Origin of the sequence: Exiguobacterium sp. s146 (assembly GCF_018618415.1) — a bacterium.
Lineage (GTDB): Bacteria > Bacillota > Bacilli > Exiguobacteriales > Exiguobacteriaceae > Exiguobacterium.
The window spans coordinates 1-17,659 of record NZ_JACSMA010000005.1 but is presented as its reverse complement, the minus strand read 5'-3'; the positions used below and the strand labels follow the sequence as shown (position 1 = coordinate 17,659).

Here is a 17,659-nt window from a genome sequence, read left to right as displayed (position 1 = left end):
TATGAGGAAACTACTTGCGGGTACTTTAGGAATCAGCTTGTTTTTACTTGGAGCTTGCTCAAATTCCAATGAGTCTTTGGTTCAACGTGATATTGAACACGTTGAGAAGATCATGACAGCCGAAGAGGATGATTATTTGCTGATTGTAAAAGAAGAAGATGGTGAATTCGAAGAGTTCGTTGAATTCGTAAAAGAGGTAGCGAACGAAGAGAGTCAACAAGTCACGCTCTATAATACGTTTCAGCCAGATGGCGAGGAACTTGTCGATCGTGGTAACTTTGAATACACTGACGAACTAAAAGGTGCCGTTCTATACTCGATTCAAGATGGAAACATCACAGATGAAATCAATGTTGGAATGTTGACGGCGGATAATTACGAACAACAGTTAGCAGACTTCTTTACTAGGACTCAGTAGATTGGGGGTCTTTCAATGACTGATTCCGATTTAATCACCAAATTACAGGAATACGAAGATGTACTCCAAATAAGTAGTATGGTCAATGACGCACTGCGCTCAATGGGATGGATTCTTGTCAGAGGACTATCAGTCTTGATTGACGGCCTTGAATCAATCACGAATCAAATCCTATTAACCAATACATTCTTCAATAATGAACAAGTGGTTGAATTCGTTCTTACGATTCAACCTTTTTTGTATGTTCTTTTAGCAGGAAGTTTCTTGTTCACTGGGTACTTGTTGATTTTCCAAAAGAAATTTGAACGTGAGAGTTTTTTGATCAACCTGTTCATCACACTATTGATCTTAGGTTTACTTTCACCAACTATGAGCCGGATTCAGGAGTTCTCTGATGAGGCAATCGCAGAAATCGGAACAGACTCGCTTTACGACGGTGAAGCCTCATTATCTGAGAGTATCTTAAAGCGGAATGTACATGATTTGATTGAGCACGATTCGAAGAATTTTGATGCTAATACAGGCGAATCATTAAATGCCATTCCGACTGAGTTGATTGATAATATCCGAATTAATGAAATTTTCGACAAGAACAACTATGACTTATCGGCAACCGGAAACAAATTGGCCGAGTCCTATATTCTATGGAACGGAAAAGAGACAAGTCTCGGTAAACTCGATCAAAGTGGCGTCGAATGGAACAACCAGTATTACTACCGCTATCAGCCGAACTGGTTGACCATCTTCGTGACGCTCGGGATCATGGGCTTCACGCTGTTTTCCATTGCTTATAAACTGGCGCGTCTCTCGTTCGAGCTTGCCTTCAACTATGTCCTGGCGATTCTCGTTGCACCGGCTGACCTACACAGTGGCCAAAAGACGAAGAAGGTCATCCAGAGCATTTTGAACACGTTCCTCGTGATCATCCTGATCTTCGTCTCCATCAAGTTGTACACGATTGGGACCGCCTATCTCGCAGAGACGTTGGACGGGTTCGCCTACCTGATTGCCCTCATCGCCTTCTCGGTCGCCTTGATTGATGGACCGAACATGGTCGAGCGGCTGTTTGGGATCGATGCCGGACTCAAACGGGGCTGGGGTGTTGCGCTCGGCGCCTATGCCGCTGGGAAAGGCGTGACTTCGGCAGGTGCCCACGCCGTCTCGAAGGTCGCGCGTGCCACACAAGGCACACCAAAGATGCCATCGCTCCATGAGGCCGCGACGACACGGATGGATTCAAACTCCGTTCTTCAGAATGGTTCACCGCTTAGTGCGGCGAGCCAAGCTCCACAAAGGATGGACAATGAGCGACAGATTGATTCGAATGAGTTCGACCAGGCGAATCAAACCGCCAGTCGCACGCAGACCGACCAAGAGAATCCGACAAATCCGAAGGACGTTGCGCAACCAATCAGTGGTCAAGAATCAGAACTGGAAACGCAAGGTTCTCCACACGGGAAGGAAGCATCGGGCCGCACGTCTCCCGAATCGATCCATGCGACGAATCCGAAATCGAATATTGAGCGTGGACCCGACTACCAAACAACATCATCGGAGACGCAGAGACCGGAGTCGATTCACGACCATTCAAGTTCAGGTCATCATGCTCCAATCCCGGCTTCGTCGGCTCTCGAACCGGTCACCGGGTCCATCGATGCCGCATCCGGACCAGGCCGTCGTCACAATGAATCAGTAGACAGAGATGACGTGACGACACCGACACCTCGTGAGGTACCACCTTCAGGCGACTCATCCTCGTCTTCGTCATCTACGAGGGACTCGAGTGATGCGGCTACAGAAAAACGCCAAGGACGCGCCCGACGGACCATCCATCAGGACACCGTGTTCGACGTCGAGACCGAGGTCATCGAACAGGTCCGAGAGAATCAGACGCACCGTCATACACAGAATCATGAAGAGTCGCGACGGATCTATCCGACCTCGCCACCGAAATCTGACAACATGAAGAAAAAGGAGTGATGACCCATGCGCAAATACCGGATCCCGAACGAGGTCACGACCGAGCTCAAGATCAACAAGATGCTCTATCTGCATGACTTCCTGTTCCTCGTCGGGCTCATCGTGCTCCGGCTCGTGACGCTCCCGTTCATCCCGTCGGCACTGCACATCCCGTTCACGGTCTTCCTCGTCGTCTTCGGGCTGTTCATGGTGCTCCGTCCGGCGACGAACCCGCAGAAGCGGATGGTCCACGCGCTCTATTACGCGCTCATCAAACGGAAAGACACCTATCTCGCGCTCGACGCGCAGACGAAAGGACGTGATTGAGATGGCTTTCATCGAAGATACGCTACAGGGACCTAGACGCACGGGCACCTGGCTCGACGAACAGGACGTGGTCGAGAAACAGAAAGTCAAAGACAAGGTCGTCGTCAAACCGACGGTCGCCGAACTGATGCCGGTCGTCGACGTCACCGGGACCGAGGCGTTCGAGATGCGCGACGGGACTTATCTCGACATGGTCCAACTCACCTCAAAGGACATCTACTCCTTGAACGAGGAGGAAAAGGACCATGACGTATTCTCGCTCGCCTATCTCCTCCAGGCGTACGCACATCCGCTCAAGGTCGTGCCGCTGAACACGCCGCTCAATCTCGAACGGCAGAAGATCAGCATCGAACGACAGATTCGACAAAATCAGACACCGGCCTACCTGCCCTTCCTACTGAAAAAGAAGCAGGAGCTCGAGTATCTCGAGGAGCATCGCACCAATCGCGATTATCTCCTCTTTTTTTATGCCGACGACGAGCGGACGCTACGGGAGCGAAAGACGCACCTCTATAAACTGCTCCGGCGCTCGAACCCGATGCGCGAGCTGACGCTCGACCAGAAGGTGCATGTGCTCTATCAGCTGAACAACCCGAACACGAAACCGCAACTCGACACCTGAAGAAAGGAGTGACGCGCATGTGGCAGCGCCTGCGTGAAAAGTTATCCAAACAACAGGACCCGGAGATCGTCAAAATCAAGAAAGGCTATAACACCGACGTCATCGCCAAAATCCAGCCGCAGGGTGGTATTAAGTTCGACGCCAATTTCGTCCGGCTCGGGGACGGCTACCTGTCGTGTCTCCATGTTTATAAATATCAGTCGCTCGTCTATGACTACTGGCTCGAACCCATCTTGAACATGCCGGGCGTTTTGACGACGCTCGACATCGGGACGGCCGACAAGCGTGAAATCATCCAGACCATCAACAAGTCGATGGCCGAACAGAACACACGCTTTGAGAACGCGAAGGACAACATCGACCGCATCGATGCTAGGGAGACATATAAGGAGCTGAACGAGCTCTATGAACAGATCACCCAGGGCGAGACGATGAAATATCTGCATCTGCGCCTCTATGTGAAGGCGAAGACGCTCGACGCGCTCGAGGTGAAAGTACAGGAAGTGATGGAAGAACTCGAGGCCCGGAACTTCCGCTCGACGATCTTCCTGAACGAGCAGGAATGGGAGTGGCAGAGCCTGTTCACGAGCTATGACCAACAACAAAAACTGCCGAATCGGCGACGTGGGAAAGAGATCCCTTCCCTCTCCATCGCTGGCGGCTATCCGTTCCACTTCACGTCGCTCCAAGACGCGACCGGGACGTACTACGGGACGACCGACACGAACGGAAGCGTCATCTTCGACCTGTTCCATAAGGACAAACAGCGCAAGTTCTATAACGCGCTCATGATCGGCAAGATGGGGTCCGGCAAGTCGACACTCCTCAAGAAGACGGTGCTCGACCAGGCGATCAAGGGCAACAAGATCCGCATCCTCGACGTCACGGGCGAGTTCTCCGACCTCGTGCGGCAGCTCGGCGGGAAAGAAATCGCACTCGACGGGTCGGCCGGTCTCATCAACCCGCTCCATGTCTATAAGACCGTGACGAATAACGACGGCAGCGCCAACGAGGCGCTCTCGTTCATGCAACACCTGTCGAAGATGGCCGTGTTCTATCACTACATCAACCCGGCGGCGACACAGGAAGAAACGAACGAGTTCGAAATCCTGCTCCGGGACTTGTACGTTCGGCACGGGCTCTGGGACGAACAGGGCGAACTGCCGATCACGACGCATCCGGCGAACCGGTACCCGACGTTCTCCGACTTCTTAAAACTCGTGCGGCGTGAGCTCTACACGGACGACACACGCACCTCGATCAAAGAAGCGATCAGTCCGAACCGGGTACGGCGTCTCGAGAACATCGAGCTCGCTATCACGAACCTCGTCCATAACTATGGCAACATTTTCGACGGCCACTCCTCGATCGACCGGTTCGACGAAGAGCTCATCGTCTCGTTCCCGCTCCGAAACCTGACAAGCCTACGGGACGAGGTATTCCAGGCGCAGGTGTTCTCGCTCATGAACATGCTGTGGGACGGGATGATCGCCAACGGCTCGAGTCAACTGAAAGCCTATAACCAGGGCGTGCTCCGGACCGAGGAGGCATGCAAGTACCTCATCGTCATCGACGAGGCGCACCACTTGTTCAACACGCGCGACATCGCGCAACCGGCCATCCTGTATCTGCAACGCTGCATGCGCGAGGCGCGCAAGTATTTCGGCGGTATCTTCTTCGTGTCGCACTTGATCACCGACTTCGTGCCGGCCGGATCGAAGTCCGAGAACGCCGAGAACGTCAAGTCGCTCTTCCAGCTTACGCAATACAAGATCATCGGCGAACAGGACGCGGAGAGCATCCCAATCATCCAGACGGTGTTTGATGGCCAACTCTCGAATTCCGAGATGCGCATCATCCCCTCGCTCGAGACGGGACGCGTCGTCCTCAGCATATCCGGCGTACAGAACCTCATCTTTGACGTCGATGTCGCACCCGAGGAGCTCGCCCTGTTCGGCGGAGGTGCCTGATGTGGGCGGCCGCGAAACGGATTGCCCACTTCGCCCTCATGGTGAAGTGGCAGCTTGCGACGCTCAAATGGCGACTCATCCTGCTCGGCATCGCGGCACTCGTCTTGTTCCTGGTCATCCTCGTCGTCGGAATCCTCGACAAGCTCACGGGTGTCCAGAACGAACAACCGACCGACGTCACATTCGACACGGCCGGCGGTCTCCAGGTAAGCGACCAGGTGCTCCAATATCGGGGCTTGGTAGAAAGTGAACTGACGAAGCACGGACTAGCCGAACAGACGAACCTCGTACTCGCGCTCATGATGCAGGAGAGCGGCGGACGCGGGAACGACCCGATGCAGGCGAGCGAATCGCAGTGTGGACGGATCGGGTGCATCACCTCCCCCGAGGAGAGTATCGTCTACGGCGTCGAACATTTCGCATCCGTCTTCGAACGGGCGAACCGCGACGTGCAGCTCACGTTACAGAGCTACAACTTCGGCGGCGGCTTTATCGATTATGTCCAGGAGAACGGCGGGCGCTACTCGAAAGAGCTCGCCATCTCATTCTCGCGGATGATGTACCAGCGCGTGAAACACACCGGTATCTATCGTTGTCATCGCCCGAGTGCGGTCCAGCACGGCGCCTGTTACGGGGACATCGAATACGTCGACGCGGTGTTGAAATACCTCGCGCCGGTCGCCGTCGCCGATGGGATTATCACGAAAGAACTGTTGTCGGGGTTACGTTCTCCGCTCGCCATCCCGCTCAACGTGACATCGCGTTTCGGGTGGCGCGTCGTCTTCGGACAACGGGACAACCACACCGGGATCGACTTCAGTTGCACCCCGTCCGACACGATCCACGCGGTCAAGAGCGGCACCGTCATCTATAGCGGGAACCGCGGACCATACGGCAATCTCGTCCAGGTCCAGCACGACAATTACATTACGGCGTATGCGCACCTGAGTCGTCTCGGCGTCCAAACGGGCCAACAGATCGACGCTGGGCAAGCGCTCGGGTACTGCGGCACGACCGGCCGTTCGAGCGGGAACCATCTGCACTTCGAGATCAAGACGGCTGAATGGTCCGGTCATATCAATCCCGCCCCGGTCTTCGAATTATAAGTCATGCATGTATGAAAAGGAGGAGGAAGAATGAACTTCACCGCACGTCACCTCGCGTATCTGTTCGGGGTACTGCTCCTGATTTCGATCGCAGCGAACGTCTTTTTCTATCAACAAGCGACGGCTGTCACGAGTACTTCAGACACGAGCGAGACGAAAAATGAGAGCGTCACTCACTCTGAATCGGCAACCTCCGAAAATACGCCGTCAGACACTGCACCAGTCGTCGCTTCGACGGAGACGGAACGAATGGAGGAGCTGACGACACACGCGACGCGCTTCATCGAGTATGCCTTTACCATCACGAAGGACAGTTACACGACCCAGAAACGACAGGCGAAAGGTGTCATGTCCGAGGAACTCGCGGCCACGCTCTTCACCGCTGACGGCAGTGACGTCGGCACGTTCGAGACGATCGTCCGCGACATCGAGGTGTTCCCTTCTGTCTCCGGAGAAGATTGCCTCGTGCGATTCGAACAAGACCTGTTGATCACCGAGACGGGTTATGAAGAGACGACGCAAGAACTGTTGGCCCTGACGTTCGAGTCCATCGACGGACGTTTGGTCGTCACAGAAATGGAAGATTTGACACCGAAAGGAGGGATCTAGATGCGACGGCAAACGCGACGGCGTCTCACCCAGAACGTCTCCCGGTTCTACCTCGGACTCGGCGTATTCTTTGTCATCGGCTTCCTCTTTTTCGGTACCTCGTCGTTCTTCTTCGCCGAGGAGGCACCGGTCAATGAGACGCCGATCAACGAGGCAATCCGTCTCTCGAACGGGGAGACCGTGACGCTCCACGCGTCTAGTTACGATACGAAGACGAAGACAATGCGCATTCGACTCTCACTCGATGAAGCACCAGGTAACACGAACGATCATCTCTTCCGCTACGTCTATAAGGCACGTCCTGATTCCGAGAAGGAAGTCACATCGCTGTATGAACGGAACAATCAGTACGTGCTCGAATTGAAGGACGTGCCGAACGACTTCGACCAGCTCGCCATCCGAATCTATGGGGTGGACGAGTCACAAGCAATCGAATCACTCACACCCGAGGAACGGGAGAGCAGTCTGTTGACGTCCCTCTATGCCGACCGTCGGACCATCGAACAGGCGAACCATACCTCATCTGACGAGACAACTTTCACGAGACTATTCGTCGAGGATGAGCTCGCGGAGACCGAACGACAGGTGGAAACGACGCAACAATCAGTCGAGGCGCAGCGGCAACAGATCGAGCGACTCGACCGTGACAAAGAGGAACTCGAAGACGAACTTCCCTACCTCTCGCTCGACGAACAGGTCGAACAGGAGAACGAGATTTTCGATCTTGGTCGGAAGCGTGACGAGCTCACACTCGAACTCGAGAAACTCGAACAGTCGGTCCAAGCGCTCGAAGAAAAGCACGACAAGTTACGCGTCCGGCTTCGGGAACTATCGATTTAAGTGGCACATTTTGTGCCAAATCGCTGGTTTTACTGGCACATTTCGTGCCGTTTTCGGACTTTTGGTGATATCACGGAAACCCCAGGCTCTGCCTGGGCTATCACGACAAGTGATAGCAGTTTCCCCTTATGCTCTTTGAACGAACTTTTAGGACGTCGGCAATATGTAGCCTCTAGAAAGGTGGTCAGGCAAATGGATCTGTTACTCCGCGACATCGACCCCGTCATCGTGAAGCAAATCGATGAATGGGCGAAGGAACACAACCGCTCCCGGCAACAATATTTGAAAGAACTGCTCGCCTCCTGGTGTGCGAACGGCATCCAATCGACGCAGGTCGAGCGGCTCGAACGACAGCTCGAGGCGAACACGCTCCACTTGAAACGGAGTGCGGACGAGCTCGCCGAGGTGACCCGGTTGTTGAACGAGGTGATGCAGGATGCATGAGACGCCGGGTGTCGTCATCAAATCAAAGTTCAAGGTGCCAGGCACAAAAAAGAAGTCACGTCGCTACACGACGTACCTCGACTACATCAATCGTCCGGACGCGAAAGACAGCAGCGAACAGTTCGAGACGTATCACGACTACATGGAAGACGAGACGAAATCGAGCGGTCTGTTCACGCGCGTGGACGATCGGTTGAACGACGAAAAACGTCGCGCCGTCCGCGACATCTTCAAGCATGCGCAAGAGAGAGGGAGCATCCTCTGGCAAGACGTCATCTCGTTCGATAACGCTTGGCTACGCGAGACCGGCGTGGTCCACGACGACCTCATCGACGAGAAACGATTGATTCAGGCGACACGGAATGCGGTCGAGGCGATGCTCCAAAAAGAAAAGATGGTCCACGCCTACTGGACCGGCGCCGTGCATTACAACACCGACAACATCCACGTGCATGTCGCCATCGTCGAGACGAGCCATATGCGCGAGCGCGGCAAACGCAAACCAAAATCGATCGAGCTGATGAAGTCGAAGGTCATCCATTCCCTCGCCGACCGGACGAAAGAACAGGAGAAACTGAATGCGTTCATAAGAGACGAACTGGTCGCCCATAAACGGAACCGGAAGATTCCAACGCTCCCGAACCGTGTCCTGCATCCCGAGCTCGTCCGTCAATTCAAGGACATCTATGAGCGGTTGCCGGAAGACAAACGACAGTGGCGCTACAACATGAACGGGATGCAGCCGCTTCGGGAATCGCTCGATCGTCTGACCGACAGTTATATCGACATTCACTTCAAATCAGAGTTCCAAGCCTTCAACGAGCGACTTGAACAGGAAGTGTCGTTCCATCGTCGTAGCTACGGCGACACGGAGAAGGCCGAGCATTACCGGACGACGAAGCGACAGGATCTCTACACCCGGATGGGGAATGCCATCCTCGCTGAGATGCGAGACTTGTCAAAGGAACAAATGACACTTGAAAAAATTGAAGCCCCTAAACATCCGGTCCGACGCGCGTTCAACCAACAAAAGATATTCAACGAATCAATCTACCGTATCGAGCGGCACATGAATGACGAATTCGAACATTTGAAGAACCAACGAGCTTTCGAACAGCTGGAACGGGACATCGAATATGGAAAGTGAGGGAGGACGATGGAAGAGTTGAGACAGATCCGTCTCCGATTAAAGCCGGAGACGGTCGCGTATTTAGAAGAGTTCGCCGACGACAAACGCTTCGGCCATCTCGGTCAGGTCATCGACCATATCGCAGACGAGCATAAACAACTGGCTGACGGGAAGTGGGACATGCAGTTCCTCACCCGCTCGATCAGCACGCAGGTTACAAGTCATATCGAGGAGTTAATGAACAAGCAGGTGTCGACGGAACTCGAGCGGATCCGACTCGCCGCGAACCGTTCCGATCGCCACGGGCAGATCCTGACAGAGCTTCTGCAGGCGCTGATGCAGACCGAGGGCATCGAGGACATCATGACGACGGATCAATTCAAGCCGACGTTTCTCGCGACGGCGGAACGCATCGTCCAGGAGCGCATCGAACACCAAAAACAGAAGAAGGACACATTAACTGTTGAGAGAGGATGAATCTTATGCGACCACTTGACCGTCCCTTCACGATGGGACAACTGTTGACGCTTCAACCGGATACCGTCACGGTCCTCATCTATGGAAAGCGATACGACATGCCGGTGTCCGTTTCCGAGCACCAACTTTTGACCGCCGTCGCGCAAGACGAGATCGTCTTGCTTCCCGTCAATTTCGAGCGGACACAGCTGTTACTCGACATACCGGAAACGTCGCCACAACTCGAGCGTGAACTGGACGAATTTGCGGATAGTGATGAATCTGTCACCGACTTGTTGAAGGAAGGAGTCTGACACGATGGCCAAGATGAAGACGAACGAAGAACGGAAGGCCGAGCTCGAGGCCTTGACCGAACAGATGGGAAAACAGATCGACAGCTACTTCGAGAGTCCGGAAAAAATCCGGGAACATCTACAGTTCCTCGGCAAGTTTCATCAATACTCGATGCGGAACGCAATTTTGATCGAGTCCCAATTCCCCGGCGCGGTCGCGGTCGGCTCTTACCCGTTCTGGGAAAAGCAAGGCGCACAGGTCCAAAAAGGTGAGCGTGGCATCAAAGTATTTGTCCCGAACCCGGTGACGTATGTCTTGCACAAAGATGAATGGGTACCGCTCAGCAAGGCACCGAAGCCAATCAAGGACGGCGTGAAACAAGGACGCATCCCGTCACGCAAGATGATGTACTTCAAGATCGGTCACGTGTTCGAGTACACGCAGACCGACGCACGCGAGAAAGGAATCGAGGTCTCGGACATCTTCAAACGGTATCACCGGGACGGCGGGATGGAGAACGAACAAGACATCCGTGACGCCTTGACGACGCTCGCGGATGCCCGGAATGTGACGCTGTTGGATGAACCGCTCGACGAGATCGGAACGGCGAAGGGCTGTTACTATCCGGAGCTACATGCGATTGCCTTGAACCCGCGGAACTCATCTATCGAGGACATCAGCGTCCTGATCCACGAGCTTGCCCATGCGGAGCTACACAATCAGGAGCGGAATTTTGAACGCGATCATCCGCTCACGGCACCCGAGAAGGAGTTCCAAGCCGAGATGGTCGCCTATGTCGTCTCACATCAACTCGGGTTCTCGACGGACGACTTCTCGCTCTCCTATCTGGCCGGTTGGACGAAAGACAAGGAACTCCTCGACAAGGAAAAATTGTTGCAGGAGGTCCACCAGACGTCCGCAGGCTTCCTCGAACATATCGAGACACACTTAGAAAAGGTGAACACCTTGCAACAGGAGAAAGAGCAGAGCCCTCTTGATTACCTTGAACAGCTGGAGCGGCCAATGGGATGGAAAGACGCTGACCTCAGTCTTTATGAACGGGTGCATGCCGTACAAAGTGTGTTCCCCGAGGAGGTGGAGCCCTATCTGAACGCAAAAGCGGCCCTCGAGACGAACCTGAAGGTGGATCGCGTCGATGAGCCGCTCATGTATATTCATGGTATGGGTCTCGGGTTTCAGCAGTTCGGCATCGCCAATAATCATGACTTCAGTGAAGATCAGCTTGTGGCTTATACAATCGCATTACCGAATCAACCATTGGTCAGTGGTCACTTCGTCCCGGAAAGTGCCGTACATCCTTTACACCATCTTGAAAAAACCAATCGTTTGGAGAGACCGGTCCTGAAATCGCTTGAAAATCACTGGCATGACGTGTTGTTAGATGAAGAACAAAAGTCCCTTTCAAGAATTTCATTGTTTAACATCGAAAGACTCTGGTGACATTCGTGGGTATGATGATTTTAAAATTCATACCCTTTTCAATTTCAGAGCGCTGCCATTGCTTTTACCTCATACATTTTGTGTAAGCATATGAGCAGCTGTTTCACGCATATCTTGTAGGTCAGATATCTCTGCGAATTCAGCTACAGTTATTGCGCTGGTTGTTAACAACTCAATTATATGCTCATCCATTCTTGACCATGTTCTTCCGCCTGCATTGTCGTAAGCATCGAGTAACTTTGTCAAACCATCCTTACCAAACAGTAATAGATGTGATAGAAAATCCACAGATGTGTCCGCAATACTAATTTCTGTCCAATCTATCAAACCAGAGACCTCAAAATTCTTATTTATTAGTATGTGGCCAGGGTGTAAATCCCCGTGGCTTACACCTACATGCGATGGCCATAGCGAATCATTCGCCAACCATTCTTGCCAACGCTCCCATAGCTCTGAATTCACATGATACTTCTGTCTCACCTTCTCCATCCGTATCTTCATTGAACTGTTTAAATCTCTAGCATATAGAGTTTTGATACCGATTTCTTTGAAGTGTCGATGTGGTAATGTGTGTAGTTCTGCCAACACTTTACCTAATGACTGATAGTAAGATTGTGGTGTATTCTCTTTGTCAAAACTCCAAATGTAATCTTGTTGCTCTACATCAATTGTTGCAACCGGAACACCATCTAATTGCTTATACGCAATTAGTTCATCATCAAAAATTGACCAATTTGGAACTTGAAAACTCACATGTTCTTCCATAATTTCTAGTGCCCCCTTTTCTTTCAAGGCGCTCCTCATCGAATCTAATCTTCGAGGAATTCTTAGTATCCACTTGCTACCAAGCGTATCTTTTGCATAAGCAACTTGAAAATCAACACCCGATTCATTTACCACAATGCTATTCTCTAACACATCTAATCCTTTATTTTTTGCAAGCCGTTTAAATTCGTTCATGATTTGTTCCTCCAATTTTTATGTTGTGCGATAAGCAAGTGAAATGTATGCATTTTTAATACTTTTTCATTTCAATCTTTTCTAATTAGACTTAACTAAATGAAGTCATAAAAAAAATCACAGACAAAATGGTGTCTGTGATCAAGAGTAAATGAGCTACAACCAAGAAGCGTCCATTATCAAAAATAAAAGGACACGACAAAAAGAGTTGTAAATCTGCTATGTTTGTAAGTGTGTGGTTTCTTCGTCAAAGATTGATAAAAATGTGCAGACTACTCCCATTTACTCTGTTTTATGAAAACAGAGCCTTTGAACATATTCAATTAGCCATTGTTCAAAGTGTGGTGGCGTAATCTCCCGGCGTGCATCATTCTTAACAATCCTCCTAGTGAATATTATGCTGTTGACTTTATATCAGTTTTTATTCAATGTCAATCGAGCTTTATATTTAGATAAAAATTATTTGCCGATTTGTCTTTATTAAAAAATACTGATTTGTAAGTTTTAAAAATACAATCATGAATAATTGATACTCGTTTTTAATCTTCCCAAAGCTCATCCATCAACTCATCGATATCACTCGATAATCGTTTGCGTTCCTTGGCGTCCACTTCAACTTTCCCATCTTCATAAAACCAAAGCACGTCACCAGGTTGAACCGTGTCTGGAAGTCGTGACTTTGGAATATCCTCCATCACTTCTCCGAATTCGACGACAGCCAGATCTCCTTCAAACCGGTCGATGATCCCTCTGCGTCGCTTCATTTTGATTTCTTCACGGCGTAACTCGAGCCGTTTCCTGTGATAATGATCGTGCCATTTTTGTCTGTACGAAGCGTGTTCGCTTTTTGGCGTTTTAAGTTCGTCACCACTTCGGACGTCGGGTGCCCGTAGTTGTTCTTCCCGACACTGATGACGGCATGCTTCGGTTTGACCGTATTCAGGAACGTGCTGCTCGTCGACGTCTTGGCACCGTGATGCCCCACCTTCAAGACATCTGCACGGAGCGTCTGCTTCTTGGCCATCATGTCCTTCTCAGAAACGTGTTCCGCGTCCCCTGTGAACAAGAACGTGTTCTTCTTGTACGTGACATGAAGGACTGCACTCCAGTTGTTCAAGTCACTGTTCGAGTAGGATTTGACCGGACCCACAAACTTCGCACTGACACCTTTGATCGGCAGTTTCACGCCAGCCTGTGCCGTTTTGATGGTCTTCCCTTCCCGTTTCACGGCTTGAAGGAAGTCTTTGTAGGCTTGGGTTGTGTGTTTCACTTTTGGTGCGTAGACGTTCTCGACACGGTAGGCATCTAAAATTTCGTCCAATCCACCGATATGATCCGCATCCGGATGCGTCGAGATCAATACTTCGATATCGTCGACTTTTTGTTTTTTGAGATAGGCGACGATGGCATCCCCTTTACCTTTGTTCCCACCGTCAATGATGACGTCCTCACCGCTTGGCATCTTGATGTAGATGGCGTCCCCTTGCCCGACATCGATGTAATGGACTTTGATGCTCGCAGCGGCTGATGCTTCCCCGTATGGCGACACCAATAGCGCTCCACTAAATAGAACGGCACTCCCAATCTTGATCAATTTATTCATCTTCTATCACTCCACTTTATAATTATTGTAAAATTATCCAACACACCTTTATTATAATCCGGTATTTGTTAAATAGCTTCTTATTCCTGTGGTTGACCGTATACATAAATAGGCAAGGTGTAATTGATAGGAGGAGTGAGAGAAATGGATTTACGAAAACCAATCGCAATAAACAAGACGAATAAACCGGTCCTGATTTTTAAAGACGGGGTAGAATTAAAGGAGTGTGTCTCCATTCAGGAAGCTACACACTATCTGAAGGGATACACGTTATGCACCGCAATGCCGTATCGTCACATTATGAATGGCATCATTCTTGATGAGACCTGGATCCATGAGGGAAGCAGCTATAGGTTCACCACTGATCCTGATGTGAAAAAGGCAAAGTTGGAAGAGATGAAGATCCGGAACAAAGTCCGTTTTTAAGGAAGGACAGAATATGAAATCGAACAGGTCTCATGTGCGGCACCTTACACACGCTGTACACGACTTCGTCACTGTTTATTACAACCCTACGAGGTACACTTGAACTAAAAAGGGGTTCTCCTTATGCGACTTCAAGAATGGATCCAGCAATATCACAGTACAGAGATACTACGCTTTGATCACCTTTGCGAGTACTTGGATGCGACACCGTTTGAAATCAAACACCACCTTGATGGAATCAGTACTGAGATAACCGGCGTACTGAAGTCAGAAGAGGGTGTTGGCGACGACGCGTTCATCACGAAGCTAGAACATCATTTGCTAAGTCGATTCAACAAACGAAGAAAAAAAGTGAAAGTCACAATTGAGGTAGAACTGCCATTACCGGAAGAAGCCTACAACTTTTGTCAGCGCGAACGATTTGGAATGATTGAACGCGTCACTCAACATATGGACGAACAAAACGTGAAGGATTGGCGCATCGTAAACATGCGGAGGATATAATTGAACATAGATCGTATTGACTCATCTACATATATACATGCTATAAGGAGAACAAAATGAAATTTACCTACTTAGCCTTCCCTTTGGCCATCCTGCTGATGGCCGGTTGTACCAGTGAAAACACCCCTTCTACAAATGAGAAAGCAGAGGAGCCTGCTACTCAAACAGAAGAAGTCGTCGAGACGACCGAAACGAGCACAGACGACTCAAATACGGAGACGACTGCAGAAGAGCCTGCAGAAGCCGAGAGAACGGTCACAAATTCGGATAACAATCAATTCTCCGGCTATAAACTGATCAATGTTGACGGTGGCGATTTGTCCGGGTACCGTGAGGCGAACGTCGTCGTCGATATCGGATATGGAGATCGCGAGTATTGGGCGTTCACGAACGAACATGGTCAATTGATTCGTGTCATCGCCGATCAGATCATCTTGCAGGATGATGATTCGGAGGATGTGACCTCGGATGGCCGCTACTATCATGACGAGGCGAAGGTCCCAGGCGTCGAACACAGTGATCTCGATGAAGGCCACGTCATCGCCGACTCGCTCGGGGGCGTCTCGAACGCCTACAACATCACACCACAGGATAGCACGCTCAACCGCTACGGGGACCAGGCCTATATGGAGGATGTAATCCGTAAGGCCGGCGGCGCGGCCGACTTCGAGGCGATCATCACGTATCCAGATACGAGCACACACACCCCTTCACACTATAAGTACACCTACACTGTCAGAGGAAATGTCGTCACCGATTCCTTCGACAACGTTAACCCGGATGAAGTGAACGAAACACTCGGCCTCACAGAAAGTGAACCGGAACCCGCAGCTACACTTGAGGCCACAGGCGATGTCTCGAGCGTAGATACGAATGGGAACGGTCAGGTGACGATCCAGGAAGCGAAAGACGCCGGTTTCACGATGCCGATCATGAGCGACCATTGGCTCTACCCCTATATGCGTGATAACGACAACGACGGAATGGTCGGGGAATGATTTTAACCTGAAAATTAAAACAATGATGATTGTATAAAAAGACATCCTCTATTTTTAAGAGAATGTCTTTTTATGTTCATTTACGTTTTCGCTTCACTTTATCGAGCCGAATTTTTTCAGTTAACGCGTGGATGATCTGTTCATCTCTTCCACCGAAATCTTTATTGAAGGGAATCCGCTCTCCTTCGAACATGAAGTAATCGAGCAGGTACGGGACTCGAGGTGTTGCGTGGCCCCACGTGTGCTTCGAGCAACGATCCCACACCTCGGCTCCGAACTCTTTTGAATACCGCATATGCTCGACAGCAGCCTTGACCTCTGATTTTTTCAGGACGAAGTAGTCCTCGAAGACGAATTTACCGAGAAGCTCGTACCACATCTCCTCGCGGGCTCGCTCTTTAATCGCTTCTACATCGACCTCGACGTGATACGGGGCCTCTTCTTCATTCTTGACGACATCCCGAGCATCCCCTGTCACTGACTCCGGATACAGCTCCCATCCTTCAGGCATCCGTTCTTTGATGAACTGTTCGAGCGCCTCCTCACTGATCCGATAACCTTTTTTACGCGACTCGAGCGGTTCTGCCTGGATCACGCCTTTTCGTACCCAGTTGCGGACCGTCTCCTTATGGCTTGTGAGCTTGTTCTTCGATAAGATTTCAAATGCCTCGTCAATCGTATACATGATAAGATAATCCTCCTTTTAACACAATGATCATTTCATTAAATAATACCATGATCATTGTGTTAAAAATATAGAAACAAACTCTACTTTTTAGAAGGGATATCAATCAAAATTAAGAGAATTAATCATGGTAGAAATTTAATTTGGAATCAAAAAGCGAAATCCTTTTTAATAATTGACTTTTTTTGTATTTAAAGGGACATTAAGGGGTAAGATGTATATCTTTAACTTCACTTGTATAAGAGGAGGGTTTATGCAGAAAAGAAAAATGTATTATTTCATCATTTCGACCTTAGTCATCCTCGCTTTATTTAAAACCGGCGGGGCTTTCCTTTATGGAATGATTGTAGATCGCCCCACCCAACAAGACATGTCGGGAAATCCAAGGTATATCGATGGTGAATTGGCAACCTTTAAAGAAAAAACAGAGAATCTAGAGGATACGAATGATATACCGAGGTGGTATGATCTTTTGGCAAAAGAACGGTTTGAAAAGAAGGCGTCTGGCGAAGATCAAGAGACTGCTTCAGATGTCCTGAAATGGGTCGTTATAGCTTTCTTGCTCATTTTATTTCTCAAGTACTACAAGCGCGTACGGGATTGGTGGGACAAGCGGCGACGCAAAGCGACACCGTCCTCGGCTGACGAGAGACCATTCTCAGTTCGAGCCAACATGAACACGGTGACCAACACAACACCAACCTTTCTCTATGCCTCTGATACTGAGCTTGGAAAACTACTCGTGGAGCTAAATGACACCTTGAGCGACACTCAAAAACGAAAACCTCACGAGACCGTCTCAGAGTGGTTTGCACGCATTCGATTCGAACAATCTGTGAAACCTTATG

The 17,659-nt window shown here is 50.3% G+C and carries 21 protein-coding genes; 17 read left to right on the top strand and 4 right to left on the bottom strand.

Features of this window, described 5'->3' with window-relative positions; genetic code table 11:
• The first annotated feature begins 1 nt into the window (after nt 1).
• The 13 genes from KNP83_RS13255 (at nt 2) to KNP83_RS13195 (ending at nt 11,635) form a co-directional block, all read left to right on the top strand.
• Nucleotides 2–418: a hypothetical protein gene (locus KNP83_RS13255; RefSeq protein ID WP_214762892.1), complete on the top strand. Its 417-nt coding sequence runs from the start codon at nt 2–4 to the stop codon at nt 416–418.
• Between the two features lie 15 nt (nt 419–433).
• Nucleotides 434–2,398, top strand: coding sequence for a pLS20_p028 family conjugation system transmembrane protein (locus KNP83_RS13250; protein WP_353048571.1), 1,965 nt, complete (start codon nt 434–436; stop codon nt 2,396–2,398).
• 6 nt (nt 2,399–2,404) lie between these two features.
• Entirely contained in the window at nt 2,405–2,704 is a 300-nt protein-coding gene (locus tag KNP83_RS13245; RefSeq protein ID WP_128124166.1) for a DUF5592 family protein, read from the top strand.
• 1 nt (nt 2,705) lies between these two features.
• Nucleotides 2,706–3,326: a hypothetical protein gene (locus KNP83_RS13240; protein WP_214762890.1), complete on the top strand. Its 621-nt coding sequence runs from the start codon at nt 2,706–2,708 to the stop codon at nt 3,324–3,326.
• Nucleotides 3,327–3,343: 17 nt separating this feature from the next.
• A complete protein-coding gene (locus tag KNP83_RS13235; RefSeq protein ID WP_214762889.1) occupies nt 3,344–5,296 on the top strand; it encodes a VirB4 family type IV secretion system protein in 1,953 nt (650 codons plus the stop codon).
• The gene (locus KNP83_RS13230; RefSeq protein ID WP_251139390.1) at nt 5,296–6,402 is read left to right on the top strand and encodes a lysozyme family protein; all 1,107 of its coding nucleotides are present in this window, start codon (nt 5,296–5,298) and stop codon (nt 6,400–6,402) included. The genes KNP83_RS13235 and KNP83_RS13230 overlap by 1 nt, the downstream gene beginning before the upstream one ends.
• Before the next feature lie 30 nt (nt 6,403–6,432).
• Entirely contained in the window at nt 6,433–7,011 is a 579-nt protein-coding gene (locus KNP83_RS13225; RefSeq protein ID WP_214762888.1) for a hypothetical protein, read from the top strand.
• Nucleotides 7,012–7,851: a hypothetical protein gene (locus KNP83_RS13220; protein WP_029596488.1), complete on the top strand. Its 840-nt coding sequence runs from the start codon at nt 7,012–7,014 to the stop codon at nt 7,849–7,851. It abuts the gene before it with no gap.
• A 192-nt stretch (nt 7,852–8,043) separates the two neighbouring features.
• Nucleotides 8,044–8,295: a hypothetical protein gene (locus KNP83_RS13215; RefSeq protein WP_029596487.1), complete on the top strand. Its 252-nt coding sequence runs from the start codon at nt 8,044–8,046 to the stop codon at nt 8,293–8,295.
• A complete protein-coding gene (gene mobP2 / locus KNP83_RS13210; RefSeq protein WP_214762887.1) occupies nt 8,288–9,442 on the top strand; it encodes a MobP2 family relaxase in 1,155 nt (384 codons plus the stop codon). Before KNP83_RS13215 ends, mobP2 begins: the two co-directional genes overlap by 8 nt.
• Before the next feature lie 9 nt (nt 9,443–9,451).
• Nucleotides 9,452–9,901: a hypothetical protein gene (locus tag KNP83_RS13205; protein WP_214762886.1), complete on the top strand. Its 450-nt coding sequence runs from the start codon at nt 9,452–9,454 to the stop codon at nt 9,899–9,901.
• A 5-nt stretch (nt 9,902–9,906) separates the two neighbouring features.
• Nucleotides 9,907–10,194 carry a hypothetical protein gene (locus KNP83_RS13200; RefSeq protein WP_214754919.1) on the top strand — a complete coding sequence of 96 codons (288 nt, stop codon included), beginning with the start codon at nt 9,907–9,909 and terminating at the stop codon, nt 10,192–10,194.
• 4 nt (nt 10,195–10,198) lie between these two features.
• Nucleotides 10,199–11,635, top strand: coding sequence for an ImmA/IrrE family metallo-endopeptidase (locus KNP83_RS13195; RefSeq protein WP_214762885.1), 1,437 nt, complete (start codon nt 10,199–10,201; stop codon nt 11,633–11,635).
• A 69-nt stretch (nt 11,636–11,704) separates the two neighbouring features.
• Here KNP83_RS13195 and mphN read toward each other — a convergent pair whose 3' ends face one another.
• From mphN to KNP83_RS13180, 3 genes are all read right to left on the bottom strand, one after another.
• On the bottom strand, nt 11,705–12,595 hold the full coding sequence (gene mphN, locus KNP83_RS13190; RefSeq protein WP_029596482.1) for a macrolide 2'-phosphotransferase MphN: 891 nt from the start codon (nt 12,593–12,595) through the stop codon (nt 11,705–11,707).
• Nucleotides 12,596–13,134: 539 nt separating this feature from the next.
• The gene (locus KNP83_RS13185) at nt 13,135–13,359 is read right to left on the bottom strand and encodes a DUF3006 domain-containing protein (protein WP_024127775.1); all 225 of its coding nucleotides are present in this window, start codon (nt 13,357–13,359) and stop codon (nt 13,135–13,137) included.
• On the bottom strand, nt 13,356–14,198 hold the full coding sequence (locus KNP83_RS13180) for a ComEC/Rec2 family competence protein (RefSeq protein ID WP_214762884.1): 843 nt from the start codon (nt 14,196–14,198) through the stop codon (nt 13,356–13,358). Before KNP83_RS13180 ends, KNP83_RS13185 begins: the two co-directional genes overlap by 4 nt.
• 144 nt (nt 14,199–14,342) lie before the next feature.
• Between KNP83_RS13180 and KNP83_RS13175 the strand changes: the two genes are divergently transcribed.
• The 3 genes from KNP83_RS13175 to KNP83_RS13165 all read left to right on the top strand — a co-directional run bounded on the left by KNP83_RS13175 (nt 14,343) and on the right by KNP83_RS13165 (nt 16,126).
• Nucleotides 14,343–14,624 (top strand): hypothetical protein, encoded by a 282-nt coding sequence (locus KNP83_RS13175; RefSeq protein ID WP_214686260.1) that lies wholly within the window; start codon nt 14,343–14,345, stop codon nt 14,622–14,624.
• A gap of 123 nt (nt 14,625–14,747) precedes the next feature.
• Complete coding sequence (locus KNP83_RS13170; protein ID WP_214686262.1) at nt 14,748–15,128, top strand: hypothetical protein; 381 nt, start codon at nt 14,748–14,750, stop codon at nt 15,126–15,128.
• A 56-nt stretch (nt 15,129–15,184) separates the two neighbouring features.
• Nucleotides 15,185–16,126: a DNA/RNA non-specific endonuclease gene (locus KNP83_RS13165; protein WP_214762883.1), complete on the top strand. Its 942-nt coding sequence runs from the start codon at nt 15,185–15,187 to the stop codon at nt 16,124–16,126.
• 76 nt (nt 16,127–16,202) lie between these two features.
• Here the strand turns inward: KNP83_RS13165 and KNP83_RS13160 are convergent, their stop codons facing one another.
• Entirely contained in the window at nt 16,203–16,811 is a 609-nt protein-coding gene (locus KNP83_RS13160) for a helix-turn-helix domain-containing protein (protein WP_214762882.1), read from the bottom strand.
• A 253-nt stretch (nt 16,812–17,064) separates the two neighbouring features.
• Between KNP83_RS13160 and KNP83_RS13155 the strand changes: the two genes are divergently transcribed.
• A partial coding sequence (locus KNP83_RS13155) for a hypothetical protein (RefSeq protein ID WP_214762881.1) occupies nt 17,065–17,659 on the top strand: 595 nt, incomplete at its 3' end.

Excerpts from the sequence above, each read along its gene's own strand:
- KNP83_RS13255 (WP_214762892.1), top strand. The coding sequence starts at position 2 with ATGAGGAAACTACTTGCGGGTACTTTAGGAATCAGCTTGTTTTTACTT.
- KNP83_RS13230 (WP_251139390.1), top strand. The coding sequence starts at position 5,296 with ATGTGGGCGGCCGCGAAACGGATTGCCCACTTCGCCCTCATGGTGAAG.
- mobP2 (WP_214762887.1), top strand. The coding sequence starts at position 8,288 with ATGCATGAGACGCCGGGTGTCGTCATCAAATCAAAGTTCAAGGTGCCA.
- KNP83_RS13240 (WP_214762890.1), top strand. The coding sequence starts at position 2,706 with ATGGCTTTCATCGAAGATACGCTACAGGGACCTAGACGCACGGGCACC.
- KNP83_RS13170 (WP_214686262.1), top strand. The coding sequence starts at position 14,748 with ATGCGACTTCAAGAATGGATCCAGCAATATCACAGTACAGAGATACTA.
- KNP83_RS13195 (WP_214762885.1), top strand. The coding sequence starts at position 10,199 with ATGGCCAAGATGAAGACGAACGAAGAACGGAAGGCCGAGCTCGAGGCC.
- KNP83_RS13180 (WP_214762884.1), bottom strand. The coding sequence starts at position 14,198 with ATGAATAAATTGATCAAGATTGGGAGTGCCGTTCTATTTAGTGGAGCG.
- mphN (WP_029596482.1), bottom strand. The coding sequence starts at position 12,595 with ATGAACGAATTTAAACGGCTTGCAAAAAATAAAGGATTAGATGTGTTA.
- KNP83_RS13225 (WP_214762888.1), top strand. The coding sequence starts at position 6,433 with ATGAACTTCACCGCACGTCACCTCGCGTATCTGTTCGGGGTACTGCTC.
- KNP83_RS13200 (WP_214754919.1), top strand. The coding sequence starts at position 9,907 with ATGCGACCACTTGACCGTCCCTTCACGATGGGACAACTGTTGACGCTT.
- KNP83_RS13220 (WP_029596488.1), top strand. The coding sequence starts at position 7,012 with ATGCGACGGCAAACGCGACGGCGTCTCACCCAGAACGTCTCCCGGTTC.
- KNP83_RS13250 (WP_353048571.1), top strand. The coding sequence starts at position 434 with ATGACTGATTCCGATTTAATCACCAAATTACAGGAATACGAAGATGTA.
- KNP83_RS13175 (WP_214686260.1), top strand. The coding sequence starts at position 14,343 with ATGGATTTACGAAAACCAATCGCAATAAACAAGACGAATAAACCGGTC.
- KNP83_RS13165 (WP_214762883.1), top strand. The coding sequence starts at position 15,185 with ATGAAATTTACCTACTTAGCCTTCCCTTTGGCCATCCTGCTGATGGCC.
- KNP83_RS13205 (WP_214762886.1), top strand. The coding sequence starts at position 9,452 with ATGGAAGAGTTGAGACAGATCCGTCTCCGATTAAAGCCGGAGACGGTC.
- KNP83_RS13185 (WP_024127775.1), bottom strand. The coding sequence starts at position 13,359 with ATGAAGCGACGCAGAGGGATCATCGACCGGTTTGAAGGAGATCTGGCT.
- KNP83_RS13245 (WP_128124166.1), top strand. The coding sequence starts at position 2,405 with ATGCGCAAATACCGGATCCCGAACGAGGTCACGACCGAGCTCAAGATC.
- KNP83_RS13160 (WP_214762882.1), bottom strand. The coding sequence starts at position 16,811 with ATGTATACGATTGACGAGGCATTTGAAATCTTATCGAAGAACAAGCTC.
- KNP83_RS13235 (WP_214762889.1), top strand. The coding sequence starts at position 3,344 with ATGTGGCAGCGCCTGCGTGAAAAGTTATCCAAACAACAGGACCCGGAG.
- KNP83_RS13215 (WP_029596487.1), top strand. The coding sequence starts at position 8,044 with ATGGATCTGTTACTCCGCGACATCGACCCCGTCATCGTGAAGCAAATC.